Here is a 23,671-nt window from a genome sequence, read left to right as displayed (position 1 = left end):
TCAGAACGGTTCGTCAGAAGAGCGAGTCGTTCGGTGCGGTCCATGGGGGGTCGCTCAGGTTAGGGGGACACCGTGGGAGCAAACGAGCTGTCGATGCAGCTGTGGCGAGAACGCGAGCTGCTGGAGATGCTGATCTTCAAGCTCGAGGAGCAGCGCCTGCTGCTCGAGGCCGGCAACACGAGGTGGATCCACCTCGCGTCGCGCGAGATCGAGCGTGTGCTCGAGCAGCTGCGCGAGTCGGGTCTCGGACGCGACGTCGAGGTCGCCGCCGTCGCGCGGGAGTGGGGCGTGCCCGATGCCGCCACCCTCGCTGAGCTGCTCGATTCGGCACCCACCGGCACCTGGCGCGACGTCTTCGCCGAGCATCGCGCGGCGCTCACCGAGCGCATGGCCGAGGTCGCGCAGCTCAAAGACGCCAACGAGACGCACCTGCGTGCCGCGAGCCGCGCGGTCGACGAGACGCTCGCGGGCCTCGAAGCCGGCACGGGCGAGTACACCACCGGCGGTGAGCGGGTCCGCGAGGACACCGCACGCATCGTCGACCGGGAGATGTGAGGAAGCACATGTCGACATTCAGCGGGTTGGGCACGGCGGCGAGCGCTCTCGCCGCCGCGCGCCGGGGCATGGACCTCGCGGGCCAGAACATCGCCAACCAGCTGACACCCGGCTACACCCGCCAGCGGCTCGAGACGACCGCCCTCGCGGCGCCCGCGGGCGCCACGCGTTTCGGTCCGGTCGCCGGACAGGGGGTGTCGGTCGACGCGATCGGTCGGCTCGGCGACGCCGTGCTCGACGCGCGGGTGCGCGACACGCTCGCGGCATCCGGATACTGGTCGACACGCGCCTCGGCGGCGACGGCCGCCGAGGCCGCGCTCGCCGAACCGACGAAGAACGGGTTGTCCGATCAGCTCTCGCAGCTGTGGACGGCGTGGCAGGACCTCTCCAACGCTCCCGATTCGACGGCCGCCGCGGCCGCTGTCATCACGCGGGGCGAGACGCTCGCCGCGCGGATCTCCGACGGGTACCGCTCGGTGGTCGAGCAGTGGTCCGCCGCACGTGACACCGCCGACCGCACGGTCGAGCAGATCAACGCCGCCGCGGCGCAGATCGCCGACCTCAACGCCAGCATCCGCGAGGTGACGGCGACCGGGGCGTCGGCCAACGAGCTGGTCGACCGGCGCAACCTCCTCGCGCAGACGGTGTCAAGGCTCTCCGGGGCGGTCGGCACGACCGAGCCCGACGGCACGCTGACGCTGCGGCTCGACGGCAACGCCCTCGTGTCGGGCTCGCAGGTGCGCGAGCTCGAGGTCGCCGGTCCCCGCTCCCTCGACGCCGGCGAGCCGGTGACCGTGGCCTGGCGCACCCCCGGGGGGCCGCCGGTCGGCATCTCGAGCGGCGAGCTCGCGGGCACGCTGTCGGTGCTGGCGCCCGCCGAGGCGGGCGGCGTTCTCGCGGGCCTCGCGGCTTCGTACAACGACGTGGCCGCTTCGCTCGCCGCGTCCGTCAACGCCCAGCACCGGGCGGGCGTCACGGCCTCCGGCGGTGCGGGCGGCGACTTCTTCGCGCTGAGCGCCGACACGCCCGCCGCGCTCGGGCTGAGCGTGGTGCCGTCCGGACGCGACCAGCTGGCCGTCGCGGCCCCCGGCGGCGGCGAGCTCGACGGCGGCAACGCGGACGCTCTCTCCGGCATCGGCAAGCGCACGGACTCGCCCGACGCCCTGTGGAGCGACGTCGTGTCGCGGCTGGCCGTCGCCACCGCGGCCGAGTCGGGTCGGGCCGCGCGCGCCGAGACGACGGCGGTCGCCGCGGTCGCCGCCCAGCAGTCGGTCGCGGGCGTCGACAACGACGAGGAGACCCTGAGCCTGCTCACCTACCAGACCGCCTATCAGGCGGCCGCGCGCGTACTGACCGCCGTCGACGAAGCCCTCGACATCCTCATCAACCGCACCGGCCTCGTCGGCCGCTGACACCCGGAGCGCCATGATCACCCGAGTCACGTCGCAGTCCCTCGCGCAGTCCGCCCTGCGCAACCTGCAGTCCGGCCTGAGCGACCTGTCCCGGCTGCAGAACCAGGCGACCTCGCAGCGGGCGTTCACGGCTCCCTCCGACGACCCCGCGGCCGCGGCCGCCGCGCTGCAGCTGCACGCCGCCCAGCACCGCAACACGCAGTACGCGCGGAACATCGACGACGGGCTCACCTGGGTCACGACGGTCGACAACGCGATCTCGGCTTCGACGTCGCTGCTCGGCCGGGCCCGCGACCTCACGGTGCGGGGCGCCAACTCGGGCGCGCTCGACGCGAACGCACGCGAGGCGATCGCACTCGAGCTCGAGAGCATCGCCGATGAGCTGCTCGCGCAGGCGAACACCACGCTCCTCGGTCGATCCGTGTTCGCGGGCACGACCTCGGGCAGCGCGTTCGGCGCCGACTTCGCTTTCGCCGGTACGCCGGGCGGCGAGGTGCGCCGCCGCGTCGCCGACGGCGAGACGGTGCGCGTCGATGCGAACGGCGCCGAGGTCTTCGGCTCGGGCGACGACTCGGTTTTCGCCCTGATCGGGTCGATCGCCGCCGATCTGCGCGCCGGCGGCGAGGTGCGGGGCCGGCTCGATCAGATCGACGGGCACATGAACGCGATGCTGGGGGTGCAGGGCACGGTGGGGGCGAGGCAGAATCAGATCATGCGAGCCAAAGACGCGGCGGCCGACGCGACGGTGTCCCTCGAAGCGCAGCGCGCCGCGGTCGAGGACATCGACACGGTCGAGGTGCTCGTGGCGCTGAAGTCGCAGGAGCTCGTCTACCAGTCCGCGCTCGCCGTGACGGCGCGGGTCGTGCAGCCGACGCTGATGGACTTCCTCCGGTGAGCGCGCTCGAGTTCGTGACGCCCCCGCCCGGGCTGGCGCCGCACACGTCGTTCTCGCTCGACGAGATCGAGGGCGCCGGCGGTCTCTACGCCCTGACGGCGGCGACCGATCCCGCGGTGCGGCTGTTCGCCCTCGACCCGTCGGTCGTCGTCGACGATTACGCCCCCGTGATCTCGGACGGACACGTCGCCGACCTCGGTCTCGCCGGACCCGAGGACGCCCGCGTGCTCGTCGTGGCGCGGATGACCGACGAGGGCATCGGCGTCAACCTGCTCGCGCCCGTCGTGATCAACCGTCGCACCGGTGTCGCGGCGCAGGTCATCCTCGAGGGGCAGGATCTGCCGGTGCGGGCCGTGCTGGCCTGATCGATCCGTTCGAGCCTGCGGCGCTCAGGCGACGGCGGCGACGGGGGACGATGTGCGCGCGCCCACGCCGGGTGTCGCCGCATCCGTCTCGATCGCCGCGAGGTAGCGCTGCTTGTGCCCCGTGCGGATGCCGGTGGCACTGGGCTTGTTCTCGTAGACCCCGGCGGCCCAGTTGCCCTCGACGAGCACGGGACCCGTGGGCGACACCGCGATGTCCCAGCCGACGTAGCGCACCTGCGGCACGACGCGGGCCAGGCGGTCGACGAAGTCGAGCACCTCGTCGAGCAGGGGCAGGCGGAAGTCGGCGATGCGAATACCGCTGTCGGGATGCGTGGGATACACGCGGTCGTTCGAGTCGTAGCCGTCGCCCGTCGCCCGTCCGGTCTCGTCGAGCATCGCGTAGAACCCGCCGAACGCGTTCTGGTCGCTGACGGCGCCGCGGCCGAACTTCTGGGCCATGGCGAGGACGTGCGTGCGCTCGCCGTCGAAGTAGGTCGTCACACGGGTCGTGTTGACGGTTCCGGCGCAGAGGGCGGCGAGATCGTCGTGCTGGCGGATGACCTCTTCGACGAGGGTCTCGCCGCGTTCGAGGAGGCCGCGGTGGAACCGTGCCCAGTCGGTGACGTCGTCGGCCCGGTAACGGTGCACGCCGAGACCGGCCCGGCCGAGCGGCTCCTTCGTCACGACGGTGCCGTGGCGCAGGGCGAAGGCGCGGACCTCGGCGGCGTTGCCGTCGGTCACGACCATCCATTCGCGCTGCAGGTACTCCGCGAAGGTGCCGTTGAAGGCGACCTTGTCGTGGAAGAGGTGCCGATAGGCGGGGTCGTCGAACCGCACCGCGAACCGGTGCGACACGGGGCTCGTCATGTAGGTCGCGCGCTCGGCGCGGGTGAGCATCGCGAAGTCGTAGTCGACGTAGTCCTGGAACCCGACGCCGCGCACGCCCGCCTGCCACAGCATGTCGACGACGACGCCGACAGTGCTCCGCCCGTGCCGCCGCCCGGCCCGTCGCGCCCGCGCGACGAGGCTGCTCGGGTTGACGCGCCGTGCTCGCTCCCACAGGAACGGGAGCGCGGGGGTCAGGGTTCGGGGGGATGTCATCGGGTTCCTCGTCGGTTCTCGGAGGCGCGTTCCCGCGGTACGCCCGCGACGGCGATGGGTCCCGCGCCGGATGACACGGGACCCACCGTCGCACGGCTTACCGGAGCAGCTGGAGCACGCCCTGGTTGGCCTGGTTCGCCTGCGCGAGCATGGCGGTGCCCGCCTGCGACAGGATGTTCGCGGCGGTGTACTTGACCATCTCGGCCGCCATGTCGGTGTCGCGGATGCGGCTGTTGGCCGCCGACAGGTTCTCCGCCGACACGTTCAGCGTGTTGATGGCCGACTCGAAGCGGTTCTGCGATGCACCGAGGCTCGACCGGGCGGTCGAGATGGCGGTGATCGCGGTGTCGATCGTGTCGATGGTGGTGCGCGCGGTCTCGTTGTCGGTGACGGCGAAGCCGGTTCCGACCGCGGCGCCGTCCGCCGAGGCGAGGTCGCCGACAGCGGTCGCGACATCGGCCAGGTCGATCGTGATCGCGTCGTTGTCGGTGCCGCCCGCGCCGACCTGGAACGTCAGCGTGCCGCCCTTGAGCAGGTCGATGCCGTTGAAGTTCGTCGACTCGGCGATACGGCGCAGCTCGAGGCTGAGCTCGCCGGCCTCCTTGGTGATCGCGGCGCGGGAGTCCTCGTTGTTCGAGCCGTTACCGCCCTGGACCGCCAGGTCGCGCATGCGCTGGAGGATCGAGTGGACCTCCGTCAGGGCGCCTTCCGCGGTCTGGATGACCGAGATGCCGTCCTGGGCGTTGCGCGATGCGACGTTCATGCCGTTGACCTGCGACTTCAGTCCCTCCGAGATGGCGAGACCGGCGGCGTCGTCCGCAGCGCGGTTGATGCGCAGACCGCTCGAGAGCTTCTCGAGCGACTTCGACACGTCGTTCTGCGTGCTGGACAGGTTGCGGTACGCGTTGAGCGCGCCCACGTTGGTGGCGATCTGCATTCCCATGATTCATTCCTCCGTGATTGGGATGAGCGGGAGCCCGTCCTGGGCTCCCGGAGTCCGTCCGTGGACTCCTGGATGCCTCTATCGGCCGCTTCGGGGCATCGGTTAGGCGGGTACGCTGACCCGGTGAGCCTGCTCGAGATCCGTGGTGCCGCCCTGCGCCGTTCCGGACGCGAGCTGTGGAGCGGACTCGATCTCACCGTCGAGCCGGGCGAGCTCATCGCCGTCCTCGGTCCGAGCGGTTCGGGCAAGACGACGCTGCTGCGCGCGATCCTCGGACTCGAGCGGCTGAGCGAGGGGTCGATCACGGCGCTCGGGCGTCCGGTGAAGCACAAGGGCAACCGGTCGATCGGGTATCTGCCGCAGGCGCGCCCCCTGCCGCGCGACACCGCGCTGCGGGCCCGCGACCTCGTCTCGCTCGGCGTCGACGGGCACCGCTTCGGGCTGCCCCTGCCGCGCCGCCGCGACCGTGAGCGCATCGCGGGGCTGCTCGACGGGGTCGGTGCGACCGCTTTCGCCGATCGGCCGGTCGGGGTGCTCTCGGGCGGCGAGCAGCAGCGCCTGCGCGTCGGACAGGCCCTCGCCGACGACCCGAAGCTGCTGCTGTGCGACGAGCCGCTGACGAGTCTCGACCTCGCGAACCAGCAGGCGGTCGTCGGACTCATCGACCGACACCGCCGCTCCGGTGCGGCGGTGCTGCTCGTGACCCACGACATCAACCCCGTGCTCGGCAAGGTCGACCGCATCCTGTACATCGCCAACGGGCGCTTCACGCTCGGCACCCCGAAAGAGGTGCTGACCTCGCCGGTGCTCACCGACCTCTACGGCGCCCCGGTCTTCGTGCTGCGGGCGGGCGACCGGCTGGTCGTCGTCGGCGCCCCGGACGCCGATGCGTCGCACCACCACCACGACCACGGAGACCACGCATGAACTGGCCCGACGTCTGGGACGCGATGTTCGGGGGGCTGCCCGTCTACGGCGACATCCTCGCGCTCGTGCAGAACTCGGTGTGGGCGGGTGCGGTGCTCGGCCTCGTCGGCGGCCTCATCGGCGTCTTCGTGCTGCAGCGCGACATGGCCTTCGCGGTGCACGGCATCAGCGAGCTCTCGTTCGCCGGGGCGGCGGCCGCGCTGCTGATCGGCGTCGACGTCGTGACCGGATCGATCGTCGGATCCATGATCGCCGCCGCCCTCATCGGCTGGCTCGGGTCGCGCGCCCGCGACCGCAACTCGATCATCGGCGTGCTCATGCCGTTCGGTCTGGGGCTCGGCATCCTGTTCCTGTCGCTGTACGACGGTCGGAGTGCGAACCGGTTCAGCCTGCTGACCGGGCAGATCGTGTCGGTGCAGTCGGGTCAGCTGAGCTGGCTCATCGGCATCGGCGCCTTCGTGCTCGTCGCGCTGCTGCTCATCTGGCGGCCGTTGCGCTTCGACTCGCTCGATCCCCAGTCCGCCGCCGCCCGGGGTGTTCCCACCGTCGCGGTCTCGCTCGGCTTCATGCTGCTGCTCGGTCTCGTCGTCGCCGTCGCGGTGCACATCATCGGCGCGTTGCTCGTGATGGCGCTGCTCGTGACGCCGGCGGCCGCGGCCGTGCGGGTCGCGACCGGTCCGCTCGCCGTGCCGCTGCTCGCGGCGCTGTTCGGTGTGGTCTCGGCGGTCGGCGGCATCCTCCTGGCGGTCGCGGGGACCCTGCCCGTGAGTCCCTACATCACGACGATCTCCTTCCTCATCTACCTCGTATGCCGCATCGTCGGCGCCCGCCGTGGCCGGGTGCTGCGCACCCAGCCGATGCCGAGGACCGCCGAGTAGACTCGCCGCCATGGCTCAGCGGAACACCTGGCAGCGCGAGCGCGTGCGCACCGCGCTGTCCGATGCCCGCGGCTTCGTGTCGGCGCAGGACCTGCACGCCTCGCTCCGCGACGACAACACCGGCATCGGACTCGCCACCGTCTACCGCGCCCTCGCGACCCTCGCGGCCTCGGGCGAGGCCGACCAGCTGCAGAGTCCCGACGGCGAGGCCATCTACCGTGCGTGCTCGAGCGAGGGCCACCACCACCACCTGATCTGCCGCTCGTGCGGGCTGACCGTCGAGATCCAGGCCTCGGACGTCGAGGAATGGGCCCACCGCACCGCCGCCGCCAACGGCTTCACGCAGGCTGAGCACGTCGTCGACATCTTCGGGCTGTGCGCCGCGTGTTCGGCGGCCCGAGCCGAAGACAAGCGTGGCGGGGCCTAAGACCGCACGGCTCGCGCCCTCGCCCGCGACGCGCACCGCCGTCGCGCTCGGGATCGGCACGGCCGTCGTCGCCGCACTCGTCGCGATCGCGACCCTGACGCCGGGGCCGTCGCTGCCCACCCGCGCGCAGGACGGCGTCACCCTGGGGCTCAGCGTGCTCATCGAGTCGCTGCCGTTCGTGATGCTCGGGGTGCTTCTCTCGATCATCGTGCAGGTGTGGGTGCCGCCGGGGGTCATCGAACGCTGGATGCCGCGCCGCGCCTGGGCCCGCCGCGCCGTGCTGTCGCTGCTCGGCATGCTCATCCCCGTGTGCGAGTGCGGCAACCTGCCCTTCGCCCGCGGTCTGATGATCCGCGGCTTCTCGGTTCCCGAGACGATGACCTTCCTCATCGCCGCGCCCATCGTGAACCCCATCGTGATCATCACGACCCATCAGGCGTTCGGCTTCGACGACGGCATCCTCATCGCGCGGCTGCTGGGCGGCTACGCCGTCGCGAACCTCATCGGGTGGCTGTACTCGCGTCACCCCGACCCCGACGGGCTGCTCACCGACCGGTTCCTCGCCGCGTGCGAGCTCGCCGCCGAGGACCCGGGGGGCAAGGGGCGACGGAGCCTCGCGCAGTTCGTCGTCGAGCTGCGTGCGGTCATGCCCGCGCTGATCCTCGGCTCGGCGGTGGCGGGCGCCGTGCAGGTGCTCGTACCCCGCGACACCCTGCTCGCGATCGGGTCGAACCCGGCGCTGTCGATCCTCGCGATGATCCTGCTGGCGATGATCGTGTCGATCTGCTCGAACGTCGACTCGTTCTTCGCCCTCTCGTTTGCCTCGACGTTCACCCCGGGCTCGATCGTTGCATTCCTGCTGGTCGGGCCGCTCGTCGACGTGAAGATGCTCGCGCTCATGCGCACGACCTTCCGGTCGCGGGTGCTCGTCGGCCTGGTGGTCATCGTGGTGCTCTTCGCGATCGCCCTCGGAGGGATGGTGAATCTCCTTGCCTAGGTCTTCCGCCCTGGTGAGTCGCCTGTTCGGGGTCGGCTTGGCCGCGGCGCTCGCCGCCGTGACCGTCACGCTGGCCGTCACCGGCCGGATCGGTCTGTACATCAACCCCGAGTCGGCCTGGTTCGCCGTCGGGATGTCGGTGCTCGCGCTCATCGGGACCGTCGTGAGCTTCGCGCTTCCCCTGGGCGCGGAGGCCGATCACGGTCACGATCACGGCGACCTCCACGACCACGGCGTCGCGCACCGTCGGGGCCACGCGCACGAGCGGGCGCACGAGCGCGCCCCCGCGCACGAGCACGCCCCCGCGGACGACGCACCGATGTCGCGCCGGGCAGCCCGCGCCGCGGTGCTCGCCGCCGACACGGCGTCGCCGGGGGCGGCCGTCGCGGCGGTCCGACCGCGCCCCGACTGGCGACTCGCCCTCGGAACGGCCGCGGCCGGTTCCGGGGGCCTGCTCGCGACGGGCATCGTCGCGGTCGTGCTCGTCACGCCGCCCGCGACGCTGTCGGCCGAGCTCGCGATGTCGCGCGACACCGGCACGCCTCCGCTGTTCCAGGGCGCAGACACGGTCGCCCTCGCGACGACGGGCGACACCGCCTCGTTCGGCGTCGGCGAGTGGGCGAGCGTGTTCGCGACGGCGACGAACCCCGAGGCCTTCGAGGGCGACGAGATCAGTCTCACGGGCTTCGTCACCCCGTCGAGCTCGGGCGGGTTCGGACTCACGCGGCTGGTCATCACGCACTGCGTCATCGACGCGCAGCCGGCCAGCATCCCGATCGGCGAGACGACCGACATCCCGGAGACGGGCGAGTGGGTGACGGTCGCGGGCGTCATCCGCGACCGCGACGGCGCGCTCGTCGTCGAGGCGACCGGGGTGCAGTCCGTCGGCGAGCCCGAGGACCCCTATGAGTACTGACCGCACGCCGGCAGGCTCGCGCCGCGGCCGCAGCCGGGATCGACGTTCGCGTCGGTTCGTCGTCGCGATGGCCGCGGTCGTGGCCGCCCTCGCGCTCGTGGGTGGCGCGAGCGGCGCGCTGACGACCGTGCAGGGGCCGCGGGCGACCGCGACGAACGTCGATCCGCGGGCCGGGATCGAGTCGGCGGGCTCCCGCATGATCGTCACGACGACGCAGTCGCTCGTCGAGGTGGATCCTTCGCAGGTGCACATCGAGCCGGCCGCCGATTTCACCGTCGACACCTCGGGTCGGCAGATCGGCATCCGGTTCACCCTGCCGCTGCGCGACGCGACGGACTACACCGTGCGCATCGACGGGGTGCAGGGCCTCGGCGGAGGCCCTGCGGCGACGATCGAGGAGTCGTTCTCGACTCCCGCCATCGAGACGTTCATCCTGGAGCGGGGCGGCGACGAGGACACGATCTTCCGAACCGGGCTCGACGGCGAGAGCGCGGTGCCGGTCTTCACCGACCCGCACATCGAGGACTTCCGGGCGACCTCGACGCACCTCGCCGTCGTGACCGCCGACGACGAGGGGATCTCGACGCTCGTCGTGACCGATCGCGCGGGCGCGGACGCGCGTGAGCTCCCGCTGCCGGGTCGGGGTTTCGTCACCAACCTGCAGTCCGCCGACCGGGGCGACCTCATCGGCTACACGTTCACCGATGCCGCGATCGGGGCGGGAGGCGGGCTCGAGAGCGCGCTCTTCACGGCATCGCTCGCTGACGCGCGCGCCCAGGACGATCCCGACCAGCTGCAGTTCGCCGGCGGTGATCCGCGCGTCGACGACTGGCGGTTCGTGCCGGGGACGGATGCCGTGCTGCTGCTCGGTTTCGACAGCGCTCTGACGCTCGTGTCGGCGTCCGGCGGCGAGCCGGTCTCGCTCGGCAACGCGATCACGATCGACGGCATCGCGCGGGGCTCGTCCGAGGCGATCGTGCAGCGCGCGGGCGGACTCGTGGCGATCGACCTCGCGACGGCCGAGGAGCGCCCGCTGAGCGTCGCGGATGCGGCAGCGGGCGAGACGCAGTCGGTGACGGCTCTGCCGGGGAACGCCGACGAGACGGTGCGCGTGCTCTCGCGGGTCGACGGGTTCACCGTCCTGTCGACCGCGGCGGCGGTGGTTGATGCGGACGGTGCGACGCGCGAAGTCTTCACCGTCTCTCCGGACGACCTGCTCCTCCACACGTGCGTGTCGCCGAGCAGCCGGTACGCCGCGTTCCTGGTCGCACCCGACGCGGTCTCGAACCCGTACGACGCCTACCTGCTGCCGCTTCCCGAGCGGGTGCAGACGCACGTCATCGACCTCGACACCGGCGAGGAGGTGTCGGTGCTGCGCGGGTTCGACATCTCGTGGTGTCAGAGCGCCCCGCGGCCGTGAGGCCCGGTGGGAGCGCGAGTACCGGCGCGGGGACGGACACGGGGGCGGGCGACGTCGGGGAGGGCGTGCCCGCGGGTTTCCACGCGGCGGCTCGCGCGGAGCTGGCGGCGCTGCCCGTCGCGGTCGCGCCGCGCCTGCTCGGCGCGCTGCTCGCGGTCGAGGTGGCGGGCGAGCGGGTCGTCGCGCGGCTGACCGAGGTCGAGGCCTATCACGGCCGCGACACCGGCGACCTTCCCGACCCCGGCTCGCACGCGCGGATGGGACGGACCGCCCGCAACGCGACCATGTGGGGCGAGCCCGGTCACCTGTACGTCTACCTCAGTCACGGCATCCATTCGTGCGTCAACGTCGTCTGCGGCCCCGAGGGCGTCGCCGGCGGGGTGCTGCTGCGCGCCGCGGAGATCGTCGAGGGTGCGGATGTCGCCGAGGTCCGACGGCGCGCGGCGCGCTCGACCCGTGACCTCGCGCGCGGCCCGGGCCGTCTCGGCGAGGCGCTCGGGCTGCGGTATCCCGCGCACGACGGCATCGACGCCGTCACGGGCCGGGAGCACGCGGGCGCGGTCGCGCGCCTGCTGCTGCGTGACGAGCCCGAGCCCGAGCGGAACATCGCGACGGGGCCGCGCGTGGGGGTCGCGGGCGTCGCCGGTACCGCGGCGTTCCCGTGGCGATTCTGGATCGCGGGCGACCCGACCGTCTCGCCCTTCCGATGGGGACGAGGCGCCGCCGACGCGGCTGCCGCGACGGACTGAGCCGGCTGGGCACCCCGCGGCCCGCCGACCCGACGCGAATGGTCGCTTCAGCGTCGGATTGGATGCCGTTCGCGTCGGCTCGCGCGCCGCTCGGCGGGACCTTCGCGTCAGTCCCAGCCCTCGATGACGGAGAGGTCGCCGTCGACCGCACCGGCGCGGCGGGCCTCGGCGAGCAGAGCGAGCGACGCGGGGCGGTCGACGACGTGCAGGACGCACGGTCCGATCTCGCGTTCCCAATCGGCTGCGAACGCGCGCAGACGTGCCGAGGCGAACCCGAACGCCGCGGGCACGGCCAGGAACTGCGCCCGCGCCGTCGTGCCCGAACGGGCCAGCACCCACCGGACGAACGGTGATGAGCCTCCGGCATCGACCTGCAGGAGGAACCGCGGCGTGCGCACGGGCCCGAGCAGCTCCGCCATCGCCGCCGCGAACACGCGCTGCTCCTCCAACGAGGCGTCTGTCAGGCGGATGTCGAACCGCTCCGGCCCCGTCACCGTCCGCTCCGCGCCCGCTCGGCCCGCCGCTGCGGGCATGTCCGGCTCCGTACCGCGGGGGCTTCTGGCCCCGACCCGGCTTCCGGCCCCGCCCCCGGTCGCGGCACCGCCGTCCGGTCCGACGACCACTTCCGGCCGCGCCCCGGCGCCGATCCGGCCCGCTCGGTGCAGGGCGGCCGTCACCACGACCGCGATGCGGCGGTACAGCTCGGGTGCCCGAGCCTGGGACCGTCGCGATCTCAACCAGGTGCGCGCGACGGGCGTCCCGATCACGCCCGCACCCACGAGCGCGAGCAGGCCGACCACGACGCTCGCCGTCCCCGCCCCTCCCGCGGCCGCCGCGATCAGAAGCGCGAGCGCCCCGGAGGCGACGGCACCCGCCACGCCGGTGGCGACCGCGAGGGCCGCATCCGCCCGCCGACGGGTGCGGAACACCGGTGCGCCCGCTCGCCGCGAGACGAGGGAGCCCACGGACTCCCGGTCGTCGTACGCATCGCCGACCCGCCACAGCTCGCGCGTGCGTTTGCGCGCGTCCACGGCGGTCAGGGCGTCGAGCGCATCCGCCGCCGGTCGCTCGCCCGTCGACATCAGACGCCGCTGCTCGCCGGTCAGCGCCCCGGGCAGGCCGCGCACGATGCGCGCCGGGTCGTCGCGGTGCACGCCCCACAGCCGCTCGTGCTTGCGGCGGAGCCGGGACAGATCGGGCGCGGCGTCGAGCGGTGAGGACGCGGGCAGCAACGCCGTGACCGTCCAGATGTGCGCGACCTTCTCGGGCCAGGCGGGGTCGAGGCGCAGCGCCCGACCGCGCAGCTGCTGCGTCGCGGGGGCCGTGGCAACCGACGTCAGATCGACGAGCGTGTTGACCGTGGGGCAGTCCCAGCCCTCGCCGAACAGTCCGCGCGTGCCGACGACCACGTCGAGCTCTCCGCGGGTCAGCAGCACCGCCGCCGCGCGCACGAACCTCGCAGCACCGATCCCCGCGGCGGAGATCTCCGACACCCCGGGCTCATCCGGCACCGGTGCGATCGCCACGTCGCAGCCCAGGGCAGCGGACCACGCCGGCATCAGCGAGCCCGCGTGCCGTGTCGCCACCCGGGTCGTGGAGCCGGTGACCAGCGCGCCGCGCAGGTCGGCGGTCGCGGCATCCGACGAGAGCACCGAGAAGGTCCGCAGTGCACCGGCCCGTCCGACGAGTCCGCCGTGCCGGTTGCCGTGCTCGCTGAAGTCGGTCACGACGAGGGCGCGCAGGCGCGCGCCGATCCGGTCGCGTTCGCGGCGGAGGATGTCGCACAGGGCGTGATCCTTCGCGAGCGACGACGCCAGCATCGTGTCGATGGGATCGCGCGTGCGGCGGAGTCCGCGATCGGTGAGCGAGAACCCGAAGTCGGCCAGCGCCGAGCGGATGCGTTCCCATCGTTCCGCGGCCGACGCGTCGGGCAGCACGCGGTCGAGCGCGAAGCGCCCCAGCAGCCGCAGCGACTCCTCGGTCGTCGGTGATCGCCGCGCGACCGCCGGCAGGTGCGCGACGAGCGGATGCTGCGGATGCGCCGTCGCGAGCATCGCGGCCGCGGCCTCCGCGCCCGCGAAGTCGGCGGCGAACGCGAGCGACAGGCGGACGTCGACGTCATCCCCGGTCTCCGACGCGATCCCCGTCGTGCGACGCGCGGGTGGCGGCACCAGTGCCGGCGACGAGGCGTCGGCATCCGCATCCGCATCCGCGTCGGCATCCGCTCCGGCGTCGGCGTCTGCGCCCGCGTCGGGCAGAGGCGGCTGCAGCATCGCGATGAGATGGTCCGCTCCCTCACCGCGCTCGAACGTCGCGCGCACGAGCACGGCGAGCCCCACGGCCGCCCCCGACAGGAAGGCGTGCTCGTCGGCGGTCGGCTCGACGAATCGGACGTACTCGCGATACGGAGCGAGGTTCCCCTCGCGCACGACCGCGGGAACCGGCACTTCGTGATCCACATCGCCGAGCAGCGAGCTGTAGTTGTCGTAGGCGGCCCCGTCGTCGGGCGACGGGAGCGTCGCCGTCAGACCGATCACGAGCGGCACCCGCCCGTCGGCGCGGAGCCGCCCGACGAGAGCCGCCACCACGAGGGCCCAATGGTCGAGCAGGTGATGGCACTCGTCGAGCACGATCGTCTCCACCCCGTGCGCGACGAGACGGTCGATGAGCGCGCGGGCGTTCGGATGCAGCGCGCGCTCGAGAGCCTCCGGATCCACCTGCGCGATGCGGCGTCGCACCGTGCGCGACCGTCGGGAGATCCCCGCGGCGTAGGCGCGCGGGTTGCCCGTGCGCAGCGCGTCGAGCCAGGCGGATGCCGCATCCGGCGACCTGCCGTCGGCCTCGAGCTCGCTCTGCCAGCGTTCGCGGGCGAGCGCCGCGAGGGGATTGTCGCCGTCGAGGACGCTGAGCGCCTGGTAGGTCAGTGCCGTCAGCGCCGCCGGGTGCGCACCGTCGGTCGAGACCTCGGCGGGCTCGACCGCCATCGCCGCGGCCGCCTCAGCCCACTGGTCGCGGATCGTCTTCGTCGGAGCGAGCACGAGCGCCCGGCCGCCGCGGCGCGCCGCGAGCAGGAGGCCGAGCAGCGTCTTGCCGGAGCCCGGCGGCGCGACGATGTGCAGCGGATCGGCCCGACCGACGTCGACCCGGTCGAGGACGTCGGCCTGATAGTGCCGCAACCGCCCGGTGAATCGCCATCGCCGTAGGGGCGCCTCGACCTCCGGCGACATAGGGGCAGTATGGCAGACCCGGAGGGGCCGGCATCCGTCAGGGACTGCCGCCGGTCAAGGCGACACGCCGCCCCGTGCTAGACTGACTGTTTGTCTGCGCGCACTCCAGCACGCAGTACGTACCCATTCCCCATCACCGGCCCGAAACGGCCGGGTGAGGCGTGGGTGCAGACAAGGGATCTTGGGTGGCACCGTCCGGTGTCACGGTACTAAGGAGAATCACTATGGCAGCAGTGTGCCAGGTGACTGGAGCAGTTCCCGGCTTCGGTCACAACATCTCGCACTCGCACCGCCGGACGAAGCGCCGCTTCGACCCGAACGTGCAGAAGAAGACCTACTACGTTCCTTCGCTTGGTCGCAAGATCACGCTGAACGTCTCGGCTAAGGGCATCAAGGTCATCGACGCCCGCGGCATCGAGTCGGTCGTGAAGGGCCTGATCGCGAAGGGTGTGAAGCTCTAATGGCGAAGAAGGCGCAGGACGTCCGTCCGATCATCAAGCTCCGTTCGACCGCTGGTACGGGGTACACCTACGTGACGCGTAAGAACCGTCGCAACAACCCCGACCGCATCGTGCTCAAGAAGTACGACCCGGTGATCCGCAAGCACGTCGAATTCCGAGAGGAGCGCTGATCTCATGGCTAAGAAGAGCAAGATCGCGCGCAACAACCAGCGTGAAGAGGTCGTCGCCCGCTACGCCGAGAAGCGTGCCGAGCTGAAGAAGACCCTCGTCGACCCGAACGCCACCGACGAGGCCCGCGAGGCCGCCCGCGTCGGCCTGCAGAAGCTGCCGCGCAACGCGTCGCCGGTCCGCGTCCGCAAGCGCGACGCCATCGACGGTCGCCCCCGTGGCCACCTCTCGAAGTTCGGCATCTCCCGCGTCCGCTTCCGCGACATGGCACACAAGGGCGAGCTGCCCGGTGTGACCAAGTCCAGCTGGTAAGCGGCCTGCAACACAGCGCTGAAGCCCCCGCCCCGATTCGTCGGGGCGGGGGCTTCGTCGTTCCCGCCCGCACCCCGGCGCCAGCCCGCATCCCGGCGCCAGCCCGCATCCGTGCCGATTGCGTGCCGTCGACAGGCTGGGCGGCCTCGGCGGACCCGTTTCGGGCTCGTTGCCATCGCTCAACCTGTACGCGGGACGGTGACGCCCGGCGCCGGCGGTCCCACGCCCGCCCGCCCTGCCGGCCGCCCGGCCGCTAGGCCCGCCCTGCCGGCCGCCCGCTGGGCCCGCCCGGCCCGGACCTGCCTTGCTCTGAACGGGCGTCGTTGTCGGAGGCGGGGTGGTGCCGTCGACAGGCTGTGCGGCGTCGCCGGACCCGTTCCGGGCTCGTTGCCACGGCTGAACCTGTACGCGGGACGGCAAGAACCGGGCACCGGCGGCTACGCCCCGCGGCGCCCGCACGACCGCGACGGGTGGTCGACCTCGTCCTCACCCGAGGGTGCACGGCCGCCGGGGGTTGGAGCCGTGCCTTCCACAGGTTCGGCAGCTCTCGCCTGCCCGGATTCAGCTGGTAGGCACCGCTCAGCCTGTGGCCGGCACGCGCCACGTGATCGGCAAGCAGTCGCTACCCCGCGCGGCCGGCGGCCGGCGCCCGGGGATGTTCAGGCGCGGACGAGGTCGACGCCCGCGGCGGCGAGATCATCGGCTGCGGCTGGCGGCAGGTTGGCGTCGGTGATGACGCTGTCGAGCTCGTCGAGTCGAAGTGCGCGGTACTTGGCGAACCGTCCGTACTTGGAGCTGTCGGCCATCAGCACCGACCGTTCGGCCGACTCGACCGCCGCGCGCTTCGCCTCGATCTTCGCCTCGACGGGGGTCGTGATTCCGTGGCTCAGGTCCCACGAGCTCGACGAGATGAAGGCGAGGTCGAGCGAGAGCTCCGTGAGCGAGAGTCGCGTGAGGCGACCGATCGTCGACAGGTTGGTCTTATCGACGCGGCCGCCGACGCAGATCAGGTCGACGCTGGGGTGGTCGATGAAGGTCTGCACGGTCGCGAGGTCGTTGGTCACCACCGTGAGGTCGACGACGTGGTCGAGGTGTGGCCGCATGGCCTGCACGGTCGTCCCCGCGTCGAGGTACACCGTCATCGTGTCGCGGACGAGCGCCGCCGCGGCCTGCGCGATCGCGGACTTCTCCGCAACATCGGTCGCGGCCTTCTCGGCGCGCGTCGGCTCGGAGAGCAACCGCGGCGCGAGCTTGACCCCTCCCGTCGTCGCGTGCGCGAGTCCTTGCTCCTCGAGTGCCGAGACATCCCGGCGGACCGTCATCTGGCTCACTCCGAGCAGGTCACTGAGCTGCCGGAAGCTGAGCACGCGTTCGCGGTGCAGGTGCTGGACGATGGTCGCCCGCCGCTGGTCGGGGATCATCGGAGCCGCGTCCGTCATCGGCGCCCTTTCCGTCGCGTTCAGCCTACTGATCCGCGGGGTCTGTCCACGGCATGCCCCAGCGCTCCGTGATCGCGGCGATGTCGTGGGCGGGGATGAGGCGACGCGGCTTGCCCTCGGTGAGGAGCGCGATACGGCAGGCCTCCTCGAGTTCGACGGTACTGTCGACCGCGGTCGCGGCGTCCTCGCCGCTGATGACAGCACCGTGATTGGCGAGCAGGGCGGCGCGGAACGTATACGGGCTGTCGGTGATGAGCGCGCCCATCGCGGGATCGCCCGGCGCGACGAAGCTGAGTAGCGGGGTCTGCCCCACCCGCATCAGCGCGTAGGGGGTCAGTGGCGGGATCGCGCTGTGCGCCGACCACGGCTCGAGGCACGACAGTGCTACGGCCGAGGGCGAATGGACGTGCACCACGGCCCGATGCGTCGGGTTCTTGGCATAGAGCGCGACGTGCAGCGACACCTCTTTAGACGGGCGCGCCCCGCTGAGGTGCGCCCCTTCGGGTGAGAGCTCGGCGATGTCTGCGGGCTGCAGCGCGCCGAGGCGCGTTCCCGTGCCCGACATCAGGATGCGGTCGCCCGCGCGCACGCTCACGTTGCCGGAGCTGCCCGGGCTCAGCCCCGCGTCGACGAGCGCGCGGCCGGCGGCGATGAGGTCGTCGATCGCGGTCACGCTAGTGCCTCCCAGGCTGCGGTGAACAGGTCGGTCGCGCCGAAGTTGCCGCTCTTGAGAGCGAGCGCGACGCGCCGTCCGCTACCCGTCGTCGCCCCGCTCCAGCAGACGCCGGGGGCGAGCTGGGGGCCGATGTCGAGCAGCGAGACGTCGAGCCGCTGCACGACCGCTCCGCTCGTCTCGCCGCCCGCGACGATGATCCGGTGCGCGGTGTCGCCCGCGACCAGCTCTGCGGCGACTCTCGCGAGTACGTCCTCCACCGCTGCCGAGACCTCGGCGGCGCCGACGCGGATGTCGCTCAGCTCGGCGACCGAGTAGACGACGGGCAGGTCGTCGGCGGGCAATGACCGCACCCAGGCGACGATGCCGTCGATTTCGTCCTGCGGGTGGTCGAGCGCCCGGTCGAGGTCGACCTGTCGCAGCGCGCAGCCGGCGGCATGGGCGTGCGCGATCTGCGCTCGCGTGGTGCTCGATGCCGAGCCGCATACGACGAGGCGGCCGGGACCGACCGGCTCGAGGCTGCGGGGCGCGGCATCCGCGGGTCCTTCGATTCCCGCTGCGAGCGCGGCCCCGCCCGACAGCACCCGCAGGTGCGCGGAGGCGGCGGCGATGGCCGCGAGGTCGGCATCGGTGACGGCGTCGACGATCAGATAACCCGGTGCGGCGCCGTCGATGGCCGCGCGCAGCGCGTTCGTCCCCGCGCGCACGGTGCCGAGCGGTATCTCGGTGATGGCCGCCCGCGTCTGCGGCGCGAGGATGTCGCGGAGGCGCGAGCGCGTCATCGGCGTCAGCGGGTGGTGGCGCATCGAGGAGTTCTCGAGCAGGTCGTCGCCGACGTAGAGCAGGCCGTCGCGGACGGTCCGTCCGTTGGCGGGGAACGCGGGCACGACGACGGTGCGGTCGGCGTCGACGCGGCGGAGGACGGCGTCGAGGACGGGGCCGATGTTCCCCTCGTCGGTGGAGTCGAACGTCGAGCAGTACTTCACGTAGAGACGCTCGGCGCCGGCGTCGAGCAGCCGGTCGACGGCGCGCTGGGACGCAGCGACGGCTGCGCTCACGGGAGCCGTCCGCGTCTTGAGTGCGACGACGACGGCGTCGAGTCCGTCGAGGCGCTCCGGCCCGACCGGGAGGTCTTCGATGACGACAGCGGTGCGCATGCCGCGCTCTCGCAGGGTCGTCGCGAGATCGGTCGCGCCGGTGAAGTCGTCGGCGATGGCGCCGATAAGCATGGGGAACCTCTTCGTCGGGGTGGTCCGGTCCGCGGGGTCGGGAACGGAGCGGCGATCGTCCGGGATGGGGGATCTCCTTCAGTCTATGTGACTATTTGGGAACATTTTTGACAATCTGTGAGAAACGATTACAGTTGCAGGCGCTCCCCGAGGTCCGCACCGGATCCTCGACCACTCTCGACGACGAAACCAGGAACAACGGTGATCCAGAGCCCGGCACCCCGCCGCACCTCCGCCATCCGCATCGCCCTCACGGGGGCGAACGGCGGATACGGGCGCACCCTGCTCGACCAGCTGCGGCGGCTCCCCGACATGACGGCCGCCCAGCTGATCGACCCCGACGTCGACGGCGTGGTCCGGATGCTGCGCGACCTCGGTGTCGGTGACGACGACCTGGTCCGCGCGACGTCCGTCGCCGAGACCGCCGCCGCCGTCGAATCGGGCAAGGTCGCGGTCGTCGGCGACGGCGCCCACCTCTCCTGGGAGCACGCCGATGTCCTCGTCGAAGCGACCGGCCGCATCGAGGCGGGGTACGCGTACGCCGACGCCGCCCTCGATTCCGGCACCCACGTCGTCATGGTCAGCAAGGAGATCGAGTCGGTCGCCGGTGTCGCCCTGAGCGCCAAGGCGCACGAGCGGGGCCTGCGCTACCTGCCCGGAGACGGTGACCAGCCCGCCAACCTGATCCGGCTCGTCGCGTGGGTGCTCGCCGTCGGATTCGACATCGTCGCGCTCGGGAAGTCGGGCGAGTACGACCTCGTCTTCGACCCGGAGTCGGGCATCGTCGACCAGAACGGCGTGCAGATCGAGGCGCCCGCGCTCGCCGGGCTGCTCGACCTCGGTGCCGACACCGCGGCGACGCTCGCGGCGCGAGCCGACGCGGTGTCGGAGCTCAAGCGCGCCGCCGCGGCAGACGCGTGCGAGATGAACGTCGTGTCGCTGTACACGGGCGCCGCCGCTGACCGCGAGTCGATGCACTATCCCGTAGCGCGTCCGGACGAGCTCGCCGACGTGTACGCCGAGCTCGCGGACGGCGGCATCCTCGCTTCGACCGGCGTCGTCGACGTGTTCTCGATGCTCCGTCTTCCCGGCGAGGCGAGCTTCGCGGGCGGCGTCTTCGCGATCGTCCGCACGGGCGACGACGTCACCTGGGCGACCCTGCGGGGCAAGGGACACGTGGTCAGCCGGAACGGCCGATACGCGTGCATCTTCTGGCCCTATCACTTCATGGGCGTCGAGACGCCGATGACCGTGGCTGCTGCCGTCGACGGCACCGCCGCGACCCCCGCTCCGCGCCAGCACACGGTGCTCGCAGCCCGAGCGACCGGCGACCTCGGCGCGGGCACGGCCTTCCGCGTCGAAGGACACCACCATGAGATCTCGGGCGTCTCGCCCGTCATCGTGGCCCCGGATGCCGGTGAGATCGCGCCGTACTACCTGCTCTCGGGTGCGCGCCTGCGCCGCGACGTCGCAGCCGGAGCCCTCGTGACGCTCGGCGACCTCGACGATGTCCCCGTCGCCGCCCTCGCCGCCTACCGCGCCGGGCTCGCTCTCGGACACTGACGCGTACCGCCCCCGATTCCGCCCGCAATCCGATTCCGACGACCTGGAGATCAACGACGATGCACCGTGACCTGACCGACCCTGCGCGCGAGGGAGGGATGTCCGCGTGAACGTGGAGATCATCGCCCTCATCGTCCTGGTCGCCGTTTTCGCCATCTCGGCCATCCGCAACGTGCACATGGGCGCGCTCGCGCTCGTGGCCGCCGTCCTCGTCGGCGTGCTGGTCGTGGGCGAGCCGCTCGACGACGTCCTCGGGGGGTTCCCCGTCGACGCGCTGCTGATCCTCCTCGGGATCACCTACCTGTTCGGTATCGCGCGTACGGTCGGTGCGGTCGACTGGCTCGTCGACCGGTCGGTGCGCCTCATCGGCGACCGCGTCGCCCTGATCCCGTGGGCGATGCTGGTCGTCGGCACGCTCGTCGCGTGCCTCGGCACGTCGCACGCGGCCTTCACCATCGTGCCGATCGCGATGAGCCTCGCGCACAAGCACCGCATCCACACGACGATGATGGGCATCGTCATGAGCTCTGCGATCGTCGGCGGCGCGCTCGCCCCCACGAGCATCGTCGGCATCACCGTCATGACCGTCGCCAACGCCGCGGAGATCCCGTACAACGCGGGTCTGATGTTCGCCCTGTCGATCGGGGTCAACGCCCTCGTCGTGCTCGTGGCGTTCTTCATGTTCGGCGGGCGCGAGCTCATCGCCCGCGGCCGGGCTGCGAAGGCGAAGCGCGCAGCGGGCGACACCGGCCCCCTCGGCAGCGCCGGCGGAACGGGAGTCCTCACCCGCACCGAGACGACCAAGCTCACCGGCTACCAGCTGATGACGCTCATCTCGATCCCGGTCCTCGTGGTCGCCTTCTTCACCCTGACGATCAACGACGTCGACCTCAACCTCGGCGCGGTCGCGCTGACGCTCGCCGTGCTGCTCGCCTTCATCAACCCGAAGGTCGGACGCGAAGCGCTCGGCAAGGTCGACTGGGGAACCATCCTGCTGCTGGGCGGAATCATCACCTACGTGGGCGTCCTGACCCGCCTGGGCGCCATCGACCAGCTCGGCGAGGCTGCGCGGTCGGTCAGCGTGCCGATCATCGCCGCCGTGGTGCTCTGCGTCATCGCCGCTCTCGTCTCGGCGTTCGCATCGACCATCGGCATCATCGGTGCGCTCGTCCCGCTCGCCGTGCCGCTGCTCGTGCCGGGCGGCGGGCTCGAGATGACGGGGTTCATCTACGCCCTGGCGATCTCGGCGTCTCTCGTCGACTGCGCGCCTTTCGGCACGACGGGCGCGACGATCGTCGCTTCGGGTCCCGAGGAGGATCGGCCCCGCCTGTACCGGCACCTCATGATCTGGGGTCTGTCGATGGTGCTCATCGGCCCGGCGATCACCATCCTGCTGTTCGTCGTACCCTTCCTGGGGGCCTGACTCCGGCACCGGATCCGCCTCCGCGGCCCCCGCTCGGCCTCGCCGGGACGGGGGCCGCGTCCGTCTGCCGCCATCCGACCGGCGCCGTGTGCGGTTATCGCGGACCGAGGCCGTGCCGCCCACAGGTTCAGGGTCGTGTGCGGGCCGCGCCTGCCGACCTGGTCCGCGCTGAACCTGTCGACGGGACAGAACCCGCCCGAGACCGCCGCCCGCCCGAGACCGGCACCCGACACCCGGCGACCCGTGCCCTACACGGAGTGGACCGTCCCGCGCACGGGGATGCGCCGCGGCGGTGTTCGGCAATAGCGTCGGGGCATGGACATCAGCTCGATGATCATGGGCGGCGCGATCGCGTCGGTCATGTGGATCGCCCTCGTGCCGTGGTCGAAGCTGCGGCGGCTCGACGAACTCGACCGCCGCGGCGACGAGGCGACGGGGGACTGACGATGCCGCTCGACCCGTTCTTCGCCGAGCGGCTGCGCACCCACCGCCGGTACCTCCTGCGTCAGGCGTGGCGGTCGGTGACGTCGGCCGTGGCCGAACGGATGCCGCGCGCCACGCGACCGGAGGCGCCCCGGCCGGTGCCGGCACGAGCCCCCGCCGCGGACGGCGTGCCCGGGACCGCCGCCCCCGCCCCGACGCCGTCCACCCCCACCCCCGCGAAGCCGACCGCCGCGCGGCAGCTGACCCCGCGGCAGCGCCACCGCAAAGCGGCGCTGTCGTGGGACCGCCAGGAGCTGCGCACGGTCGGCACGCCGGGCCCCGCGATCGCGACGACCGAGCACCGCGTTCCGGTGCCCGGTTACCCGGAGGTGCGGGTGCGCGTCTACCGGCCGAGCTCCGTCGTCGACGGCGAGCCCGCACCCGCCTGCCTCGTCCTCGGCGGCGGCGCGTTCCGCATCGGCGGCATCGACTACCCGACGGCGGATGCGGCCTGTCGGCGCCGGGCCGAGGCATCCGGCGTCGTCCTCGTCGCCGTCGACTACGCCCTCGCCCCCGAGCATCGCTACCCGACGCAGATCGAGCAGGCCTACGCCGCGTGGGTGTGGCTCCACGACGAGGCGGGGGTGCTGGGCATCGACCCCCGGCGCGTGGGCATCTCGGGCTCGTCGGCGGGCGGCAACATCGCCGCGGTCCTCACGCTCATGAACCGCGACCGCGCTCGGCTGCCGGTCGCGGTGCAGATCCTCGAGGTGCCCGTGACCGACCTGACGGGGCGCCACATCGATCTGCGCGCGACGTACGCGCTCGGCGTCCCGGCGTTCATCGCGGTGCGCGAGCTGGTCTCGGTCGCGCGCACGTACCTCGGCGACCGATCGCGGGCGCACGAATCGTACGCGTCACCGATGCGCGCCGACTCGCTCGCCGACCTGCCGCCCGCGGTGATCCTCACGGCCGAGTACGACCCGTTGCGCGGCGACGGGGCTGCCTATGCCGCGAGGCTGCGTCGGGCCGGAGTCGAGGCGAGCGCGACGCGGTATCTCGGCGTCACGCACGACACCCCGATCTTCGTCGGAGCCCTGCCCGCCGCCCGCCGCTGGGAGGCCGAGGTCGTCGCCGCGCTGCGACGGATCTGAGCCGCGCAGGCGTC

General features: G+C 72.3%; 24 protein-coding genes. 18 read left to right on the top strand and 6 right to left on the bottom strand.

Annotated elements, in window-relative coordinates; all coding sequences use genetic code 11:
• The first annotated feature begins 72 nt into the window (after nt 1-72).
• Genes flgN through BLT21_RS08105 form a run of 4 tightly spaced genes read left to right on the top strand, consistent with a single transcriptional unit; the run spans nt 73 to nt 3,227 of the window.
• Complete coding sequence (gene flgN, locus BLT21_RS08120) at nt 73-555, top strand: flagellar export chaperone FlgN (protein WP_091500931.1); 483 nt, start codon at nt 73-75, stop codon at nt 553-555.
• Nucleotides 556-563: 8 nt separating this feature from the next.
• A complete protein-coding gene (gene flgK / locus BLT21_RS08115) occupies nt 564-1,967 on the top strand; it encodes a flagellar hook-associated protein FlgK (RefSeq protein ID WP_091500930.1) in 1,404 nt (467 codons plus the stop codon).
• A 13-nt stretch (nt 1,968-1,980) separates the two neighbouring features.
• Nucleotides 1,981-2,862 (top strand): flagellar hook-associated protein FlgL, encoded by an 882-nt coding sequence (gene flgL / locus BLT21_RS08110; RefSeq protein ID WP_091500929.1) that lies wholly within the window; start codon nt 1,981-1,983, stop codon nt 2,860-2,862.
• Nucleotides 2,859-3,227 (top strand): flagellar assembly protein FliW, encoded by a 369-nt coding sequence (locus tag BLT21_RS08105; RefSeq protein WP_091500928.1) that lies wholly within the window; start codon nt 2,859-2,861, stop codon nt 3,225-3,227. The genes flgL and BLT21_RS08105 overlap by 4 nt, the downstream gene beginning before the upstream one ends.
• A gap of 24 nt (nt 3,228-3,251) precedes the next feature.
• Here BLT21_RS08105 and BLT21_RS08100 read toward each other — a convergent pair whose 3' ends face one another.
• The gene (locus BLT21_RS08100) at nt 3,252-4,328 is read right to left on the bottom strand and encodes a sugar-transfer associated ATP-grasp domain-containing protein (protein ID WP_091500927.1); all 1,077 of its coding nucleotides are present in this window, start codon (nt 4,326-4,328) and stop codon (nt 3,252-3,254) included.
• A 97-nt stretch (nt 4,329-4,425) separates the two neighbouring features.
• Nucleotides 4,426-5,271: a flagellin N-terminal helical domain-containing protein gene (locus BLT21_RS08095; RefSeq protein WP_218125755.1), complete on the bottom strand. Its 846-nt coding sequence runs from the start codon at nt 5,269-5,271 to the stop codon at nt 4,426-4,428.
• A 72-nt stretch (nt 5,272-5,343) separates the two neighbouring features.
• On the opposite strand from BLT21_RS08095, the gene BLT21_RS08090 reads away from it, so the two are divergent.
• The 7 genes from BLT21_RS08090 to BLT21_RS08060 all read left to right on the top strand — a co-directional run bounded on the left by BLT21_RS08090 (nt 5,344) and on the right by BLT21_RS08060 (nt 11,585).
• Nucleotides 5,344-6,198 (top strand): metal ABC transporter ATP-binding protein, encoded by an 855-nt coding sequence (locus BLT21_RS08090; protein WP_091502164.1) that lies wholly within the window; start codon nt 5,344-5,346, stop codon nt 6,196-6,198.
• Nucleotides 6,195-7,076, top strand: a complete 882-nt coding sequence (locus tag BLT21_RS08085) for a metal ABC transporter permease (RefSeq protein WP_091500925.1) — start codon at nt 6,195-6,197, stop codon at nt 7,074-7,076. Before BLT21_RS08090 ends, BLT21_RS08085 begins: the two co-directional genes overlap by 4 nt.
• Before the next feature lie 10 nt (nt 7,077-7,086).
• Nucleotides 7,087-7,503: a Fur family transcriptional regulator gene (locus BLT21_RS08080; RefSeq protein WP_091500924.1), complete on the top strand. Its 417-nt coding sequence runs from the start codon at nt 7,087-7,089 to the stop codon at nt 7,501-7,503.
• Nucleotides 7,490-8,500, top strand: coding sequence for a permease (locus tag BLT21_RS08075; RefSeq protein WP_091500923.1), 1,011 nt, complete (start codon nt 7,490-7,492; stop codon nt 8,498-8,500). The genes BLT21_RS08080 and BLT21_RS08075 overlap by 14 nt, the downstream gene beginning before the upstream one ends.
• Before the next feature lie 13 nt (nt 8,501-8,513).
• Complete coding sequence (locus tag BLT21_RS08070) at nt 8,514-9,416, top strand: TIGR03943 family putative permease subunit (protein WP_371113431.1); 903 nt, start codon at nt 8,514-8,516, stop codon at nt 9,414-9,416.
• Nucleotides 9,406-10,836 (top strand): hypothetical protein, encoded by a 1,431-nt coding sequence (locus BLT21_RS08065; protein WP_091500922.1) that lies wholly within the window; start codon nt 9,406-9,408, stop codon nt 10,834-10,836. Before BLT21_RS08070 ends, BLT21_RS08065 begins: the two co-directional genes overlap by 11 nt.
• A gap of 65 nt (nt 10,837-10,901) precedes the next feature.
• Nucleotides 10,902-11,585, top strand: coding sequence for a DNA-3-methyladenine glycosylase (locus tag BLT21_RS08060; RefSeq protein WP_091502161.1), 684 nt, complete (start codon nt 10,902-10,904; stop codon nt 11,583-11,585).
• 107 nt (nt 11,586-11,692) lie between these two features.
• On the opposite strand, the gene BLT21_RS08055 is transcribed toward BLT21_RS08060, so the two are convergent.
• Nucleotides 11,693-14,812: a DEAD/DEAH box helicase family protein gene (locus BLT21_RS08055; RefSeq protein ID WP_091500921.1), complete on the bottom strand. Its 3,120-nt coding sequence runs from the start codon at nt 14,810-14,812 to the stop codon at nt 11,693-11,695.
• A 224-nt stretch (nt 14,813-15,036) separates the two neighbouring features.
• Between BLT21_RS08055 and rpmB the strand changes: the two genes are divergently transcribed.
• From rpmB to rpsN, 3 genes are read left to right on the top strand one after another with little or no spacing between them, the layout of a single operon-like run.
• The gene (gene rpmB, locus BLT21_RS08050; RefSeq protein ID WP_091500920.1) at nt 15,037-15,273 is read left to right on the top strand and encodes a 50S ribosomal protein L28; all 237 of its coding nucleotides are present in this window, start codon (nt 15,037-15,039) and stop codon (nt 15,271-15,273) included.
• On the top strand, nt 15,273-15,443 hold the full coding sequence (gene rpmG / locus BLT21_RS08045) for a 50S ribosomal protein L33 (protein WP_005051772.1): 171 nt from the start codon (nt 15,273-15,275) through the stop codon (nt 15,441-15,443). Before rpmB ends, rpmG begins: the two co-directional genes overlap by 1 nt.
• Nucleotides 15,444-15,447: 4 nt before the next feature.
• Entirely contained in the window at nt 15,448-15,753 is a 306-nt protein-coding gene (gene rpsN, locus BLT21_RS08040) for a 30S ribosomal protein S14 (RefSeq protein WP_023953697.1), read from the top strand.
• Nucleotides 15,754-16,412: 659 nt separating this feature from the next.
• On the opposite strand, the gene BLT21_RS08035 is transcribed toward rpsN, so the two are convergent.
• The 3 genes from BLT21_RS08035 to otnK are packed head-to-tail and all read right to left on the bottom strand — an operon-like array spanning nt 16,413 to nt 19,094.
• Entirely contained in the window at nt 16,413-17,192 is a 780-nt protein-coding gene (locus BLT21_RS08035; protein ID WP_091500919.1) for a DeoR/GlpR family DNA-binding transcription regulator, read from the bottom strand.
• 25 nt (nt 17,193-17,217) lie between these two features.
• Nucleotides 17,218-17,865 (bottom strand): class II aldolase/adducin family protein, encoded by a 648-nt coding sequence (locus BLT21_RS08030; RefSeq protein ID WP_091500918.1) that lies wholly within the window; start codon nt 17,863-17,865, stop codon nt 17,218-17,220.
• Entirely contained in the window at nt 17,862-19,094 is a 1,233-nt protein-coding gene (gene otnK, locus BLT21_RS08025) for a 3-oxo-tetronate kinase (protein WP_091500917.1), read from the bottom strand. The genes BLT21_RS08030 and otnK overlap by 4 nt, the downstream gene beginning before the upstream one ends.
• 201 nt (nt 19,095-19,295) lie before the next feature.
• Here otnK and BLT21_RS08020 point away from each other — a divergent pair, with 201 nt between their 5' ends.
• The 4 genes from BLT21_RS08020 to BLT21_RS08010 all read left to right on the top strand — a co-directional run bounded on the left by BLT21_RS08020 (nt 19,296) and on the right by BLT21_RS08010 (nt 23,657).
• On the top strand, nt 19,296-20,657 hold the full coding sequence (locus tag BLT21_RS08020) for a homoserine dehydrogenase (RefSeq protein ID WP_091500916.1): 1,362 nt from the start codon (nt 19,296-19,298) through the stop codon (nt 20,655-20,657).
• Nucleotides 20,658-20,763: 106 nt separating this feature from the next.
• Nucleotides 20,764-22,080, top strand: coding sequence for an SLC13 family permease (locus BLT21_RS08015; protein ID WP_091500915.1), 1,317 nt, complete (start codon nt 20,764-20,766; stop codon nt 22,078-22,080).
• 315 nt (nt 22,081-22,395) lie between these two features.
• Nucleotides 22,396-22,524: a hypothetical protein gene (locus tag BLT21_RS15835; protein WP_256335993.1), complete on the top strand. Its 129-nt coding sequence runs from the start codon at nt 22,396-22,398 to the stop codon at nt 22,522-22,524.
• A gap of 2 nt (nt 22,525-22,526) precedes the next feature.
• Nucleotides 22,527-23,657 (top strand): alpha/beta hydrolase, encoded by a 1,131-nt coding sequence (locus BLT21_RS08010; RefSeq protein ID WP_091500914.1) that lies wholly within the window; start codon nt 22,527-22,529, stop codon nt 23,655-23,657.
• The last annotated feature ends 14 nt before the right edge of the window (nt 23,658-23,671 follow it).

Origin of the sequence: Microbacterium sp. cf332, from assembly GCF_900102175.1 — a bacterium.
Taxonomy (GTDB): domain Bacteria; phylum Actinomycetota; class Actinomycetes; order Actinomycetales; family Microbacteriaceae; genus Microbacterium.
The sequence above is the reverse complement of the archived record's forward strand: the minus strand, read 5'-3'. Positions and strand labels throughout refer to the sequence as shown.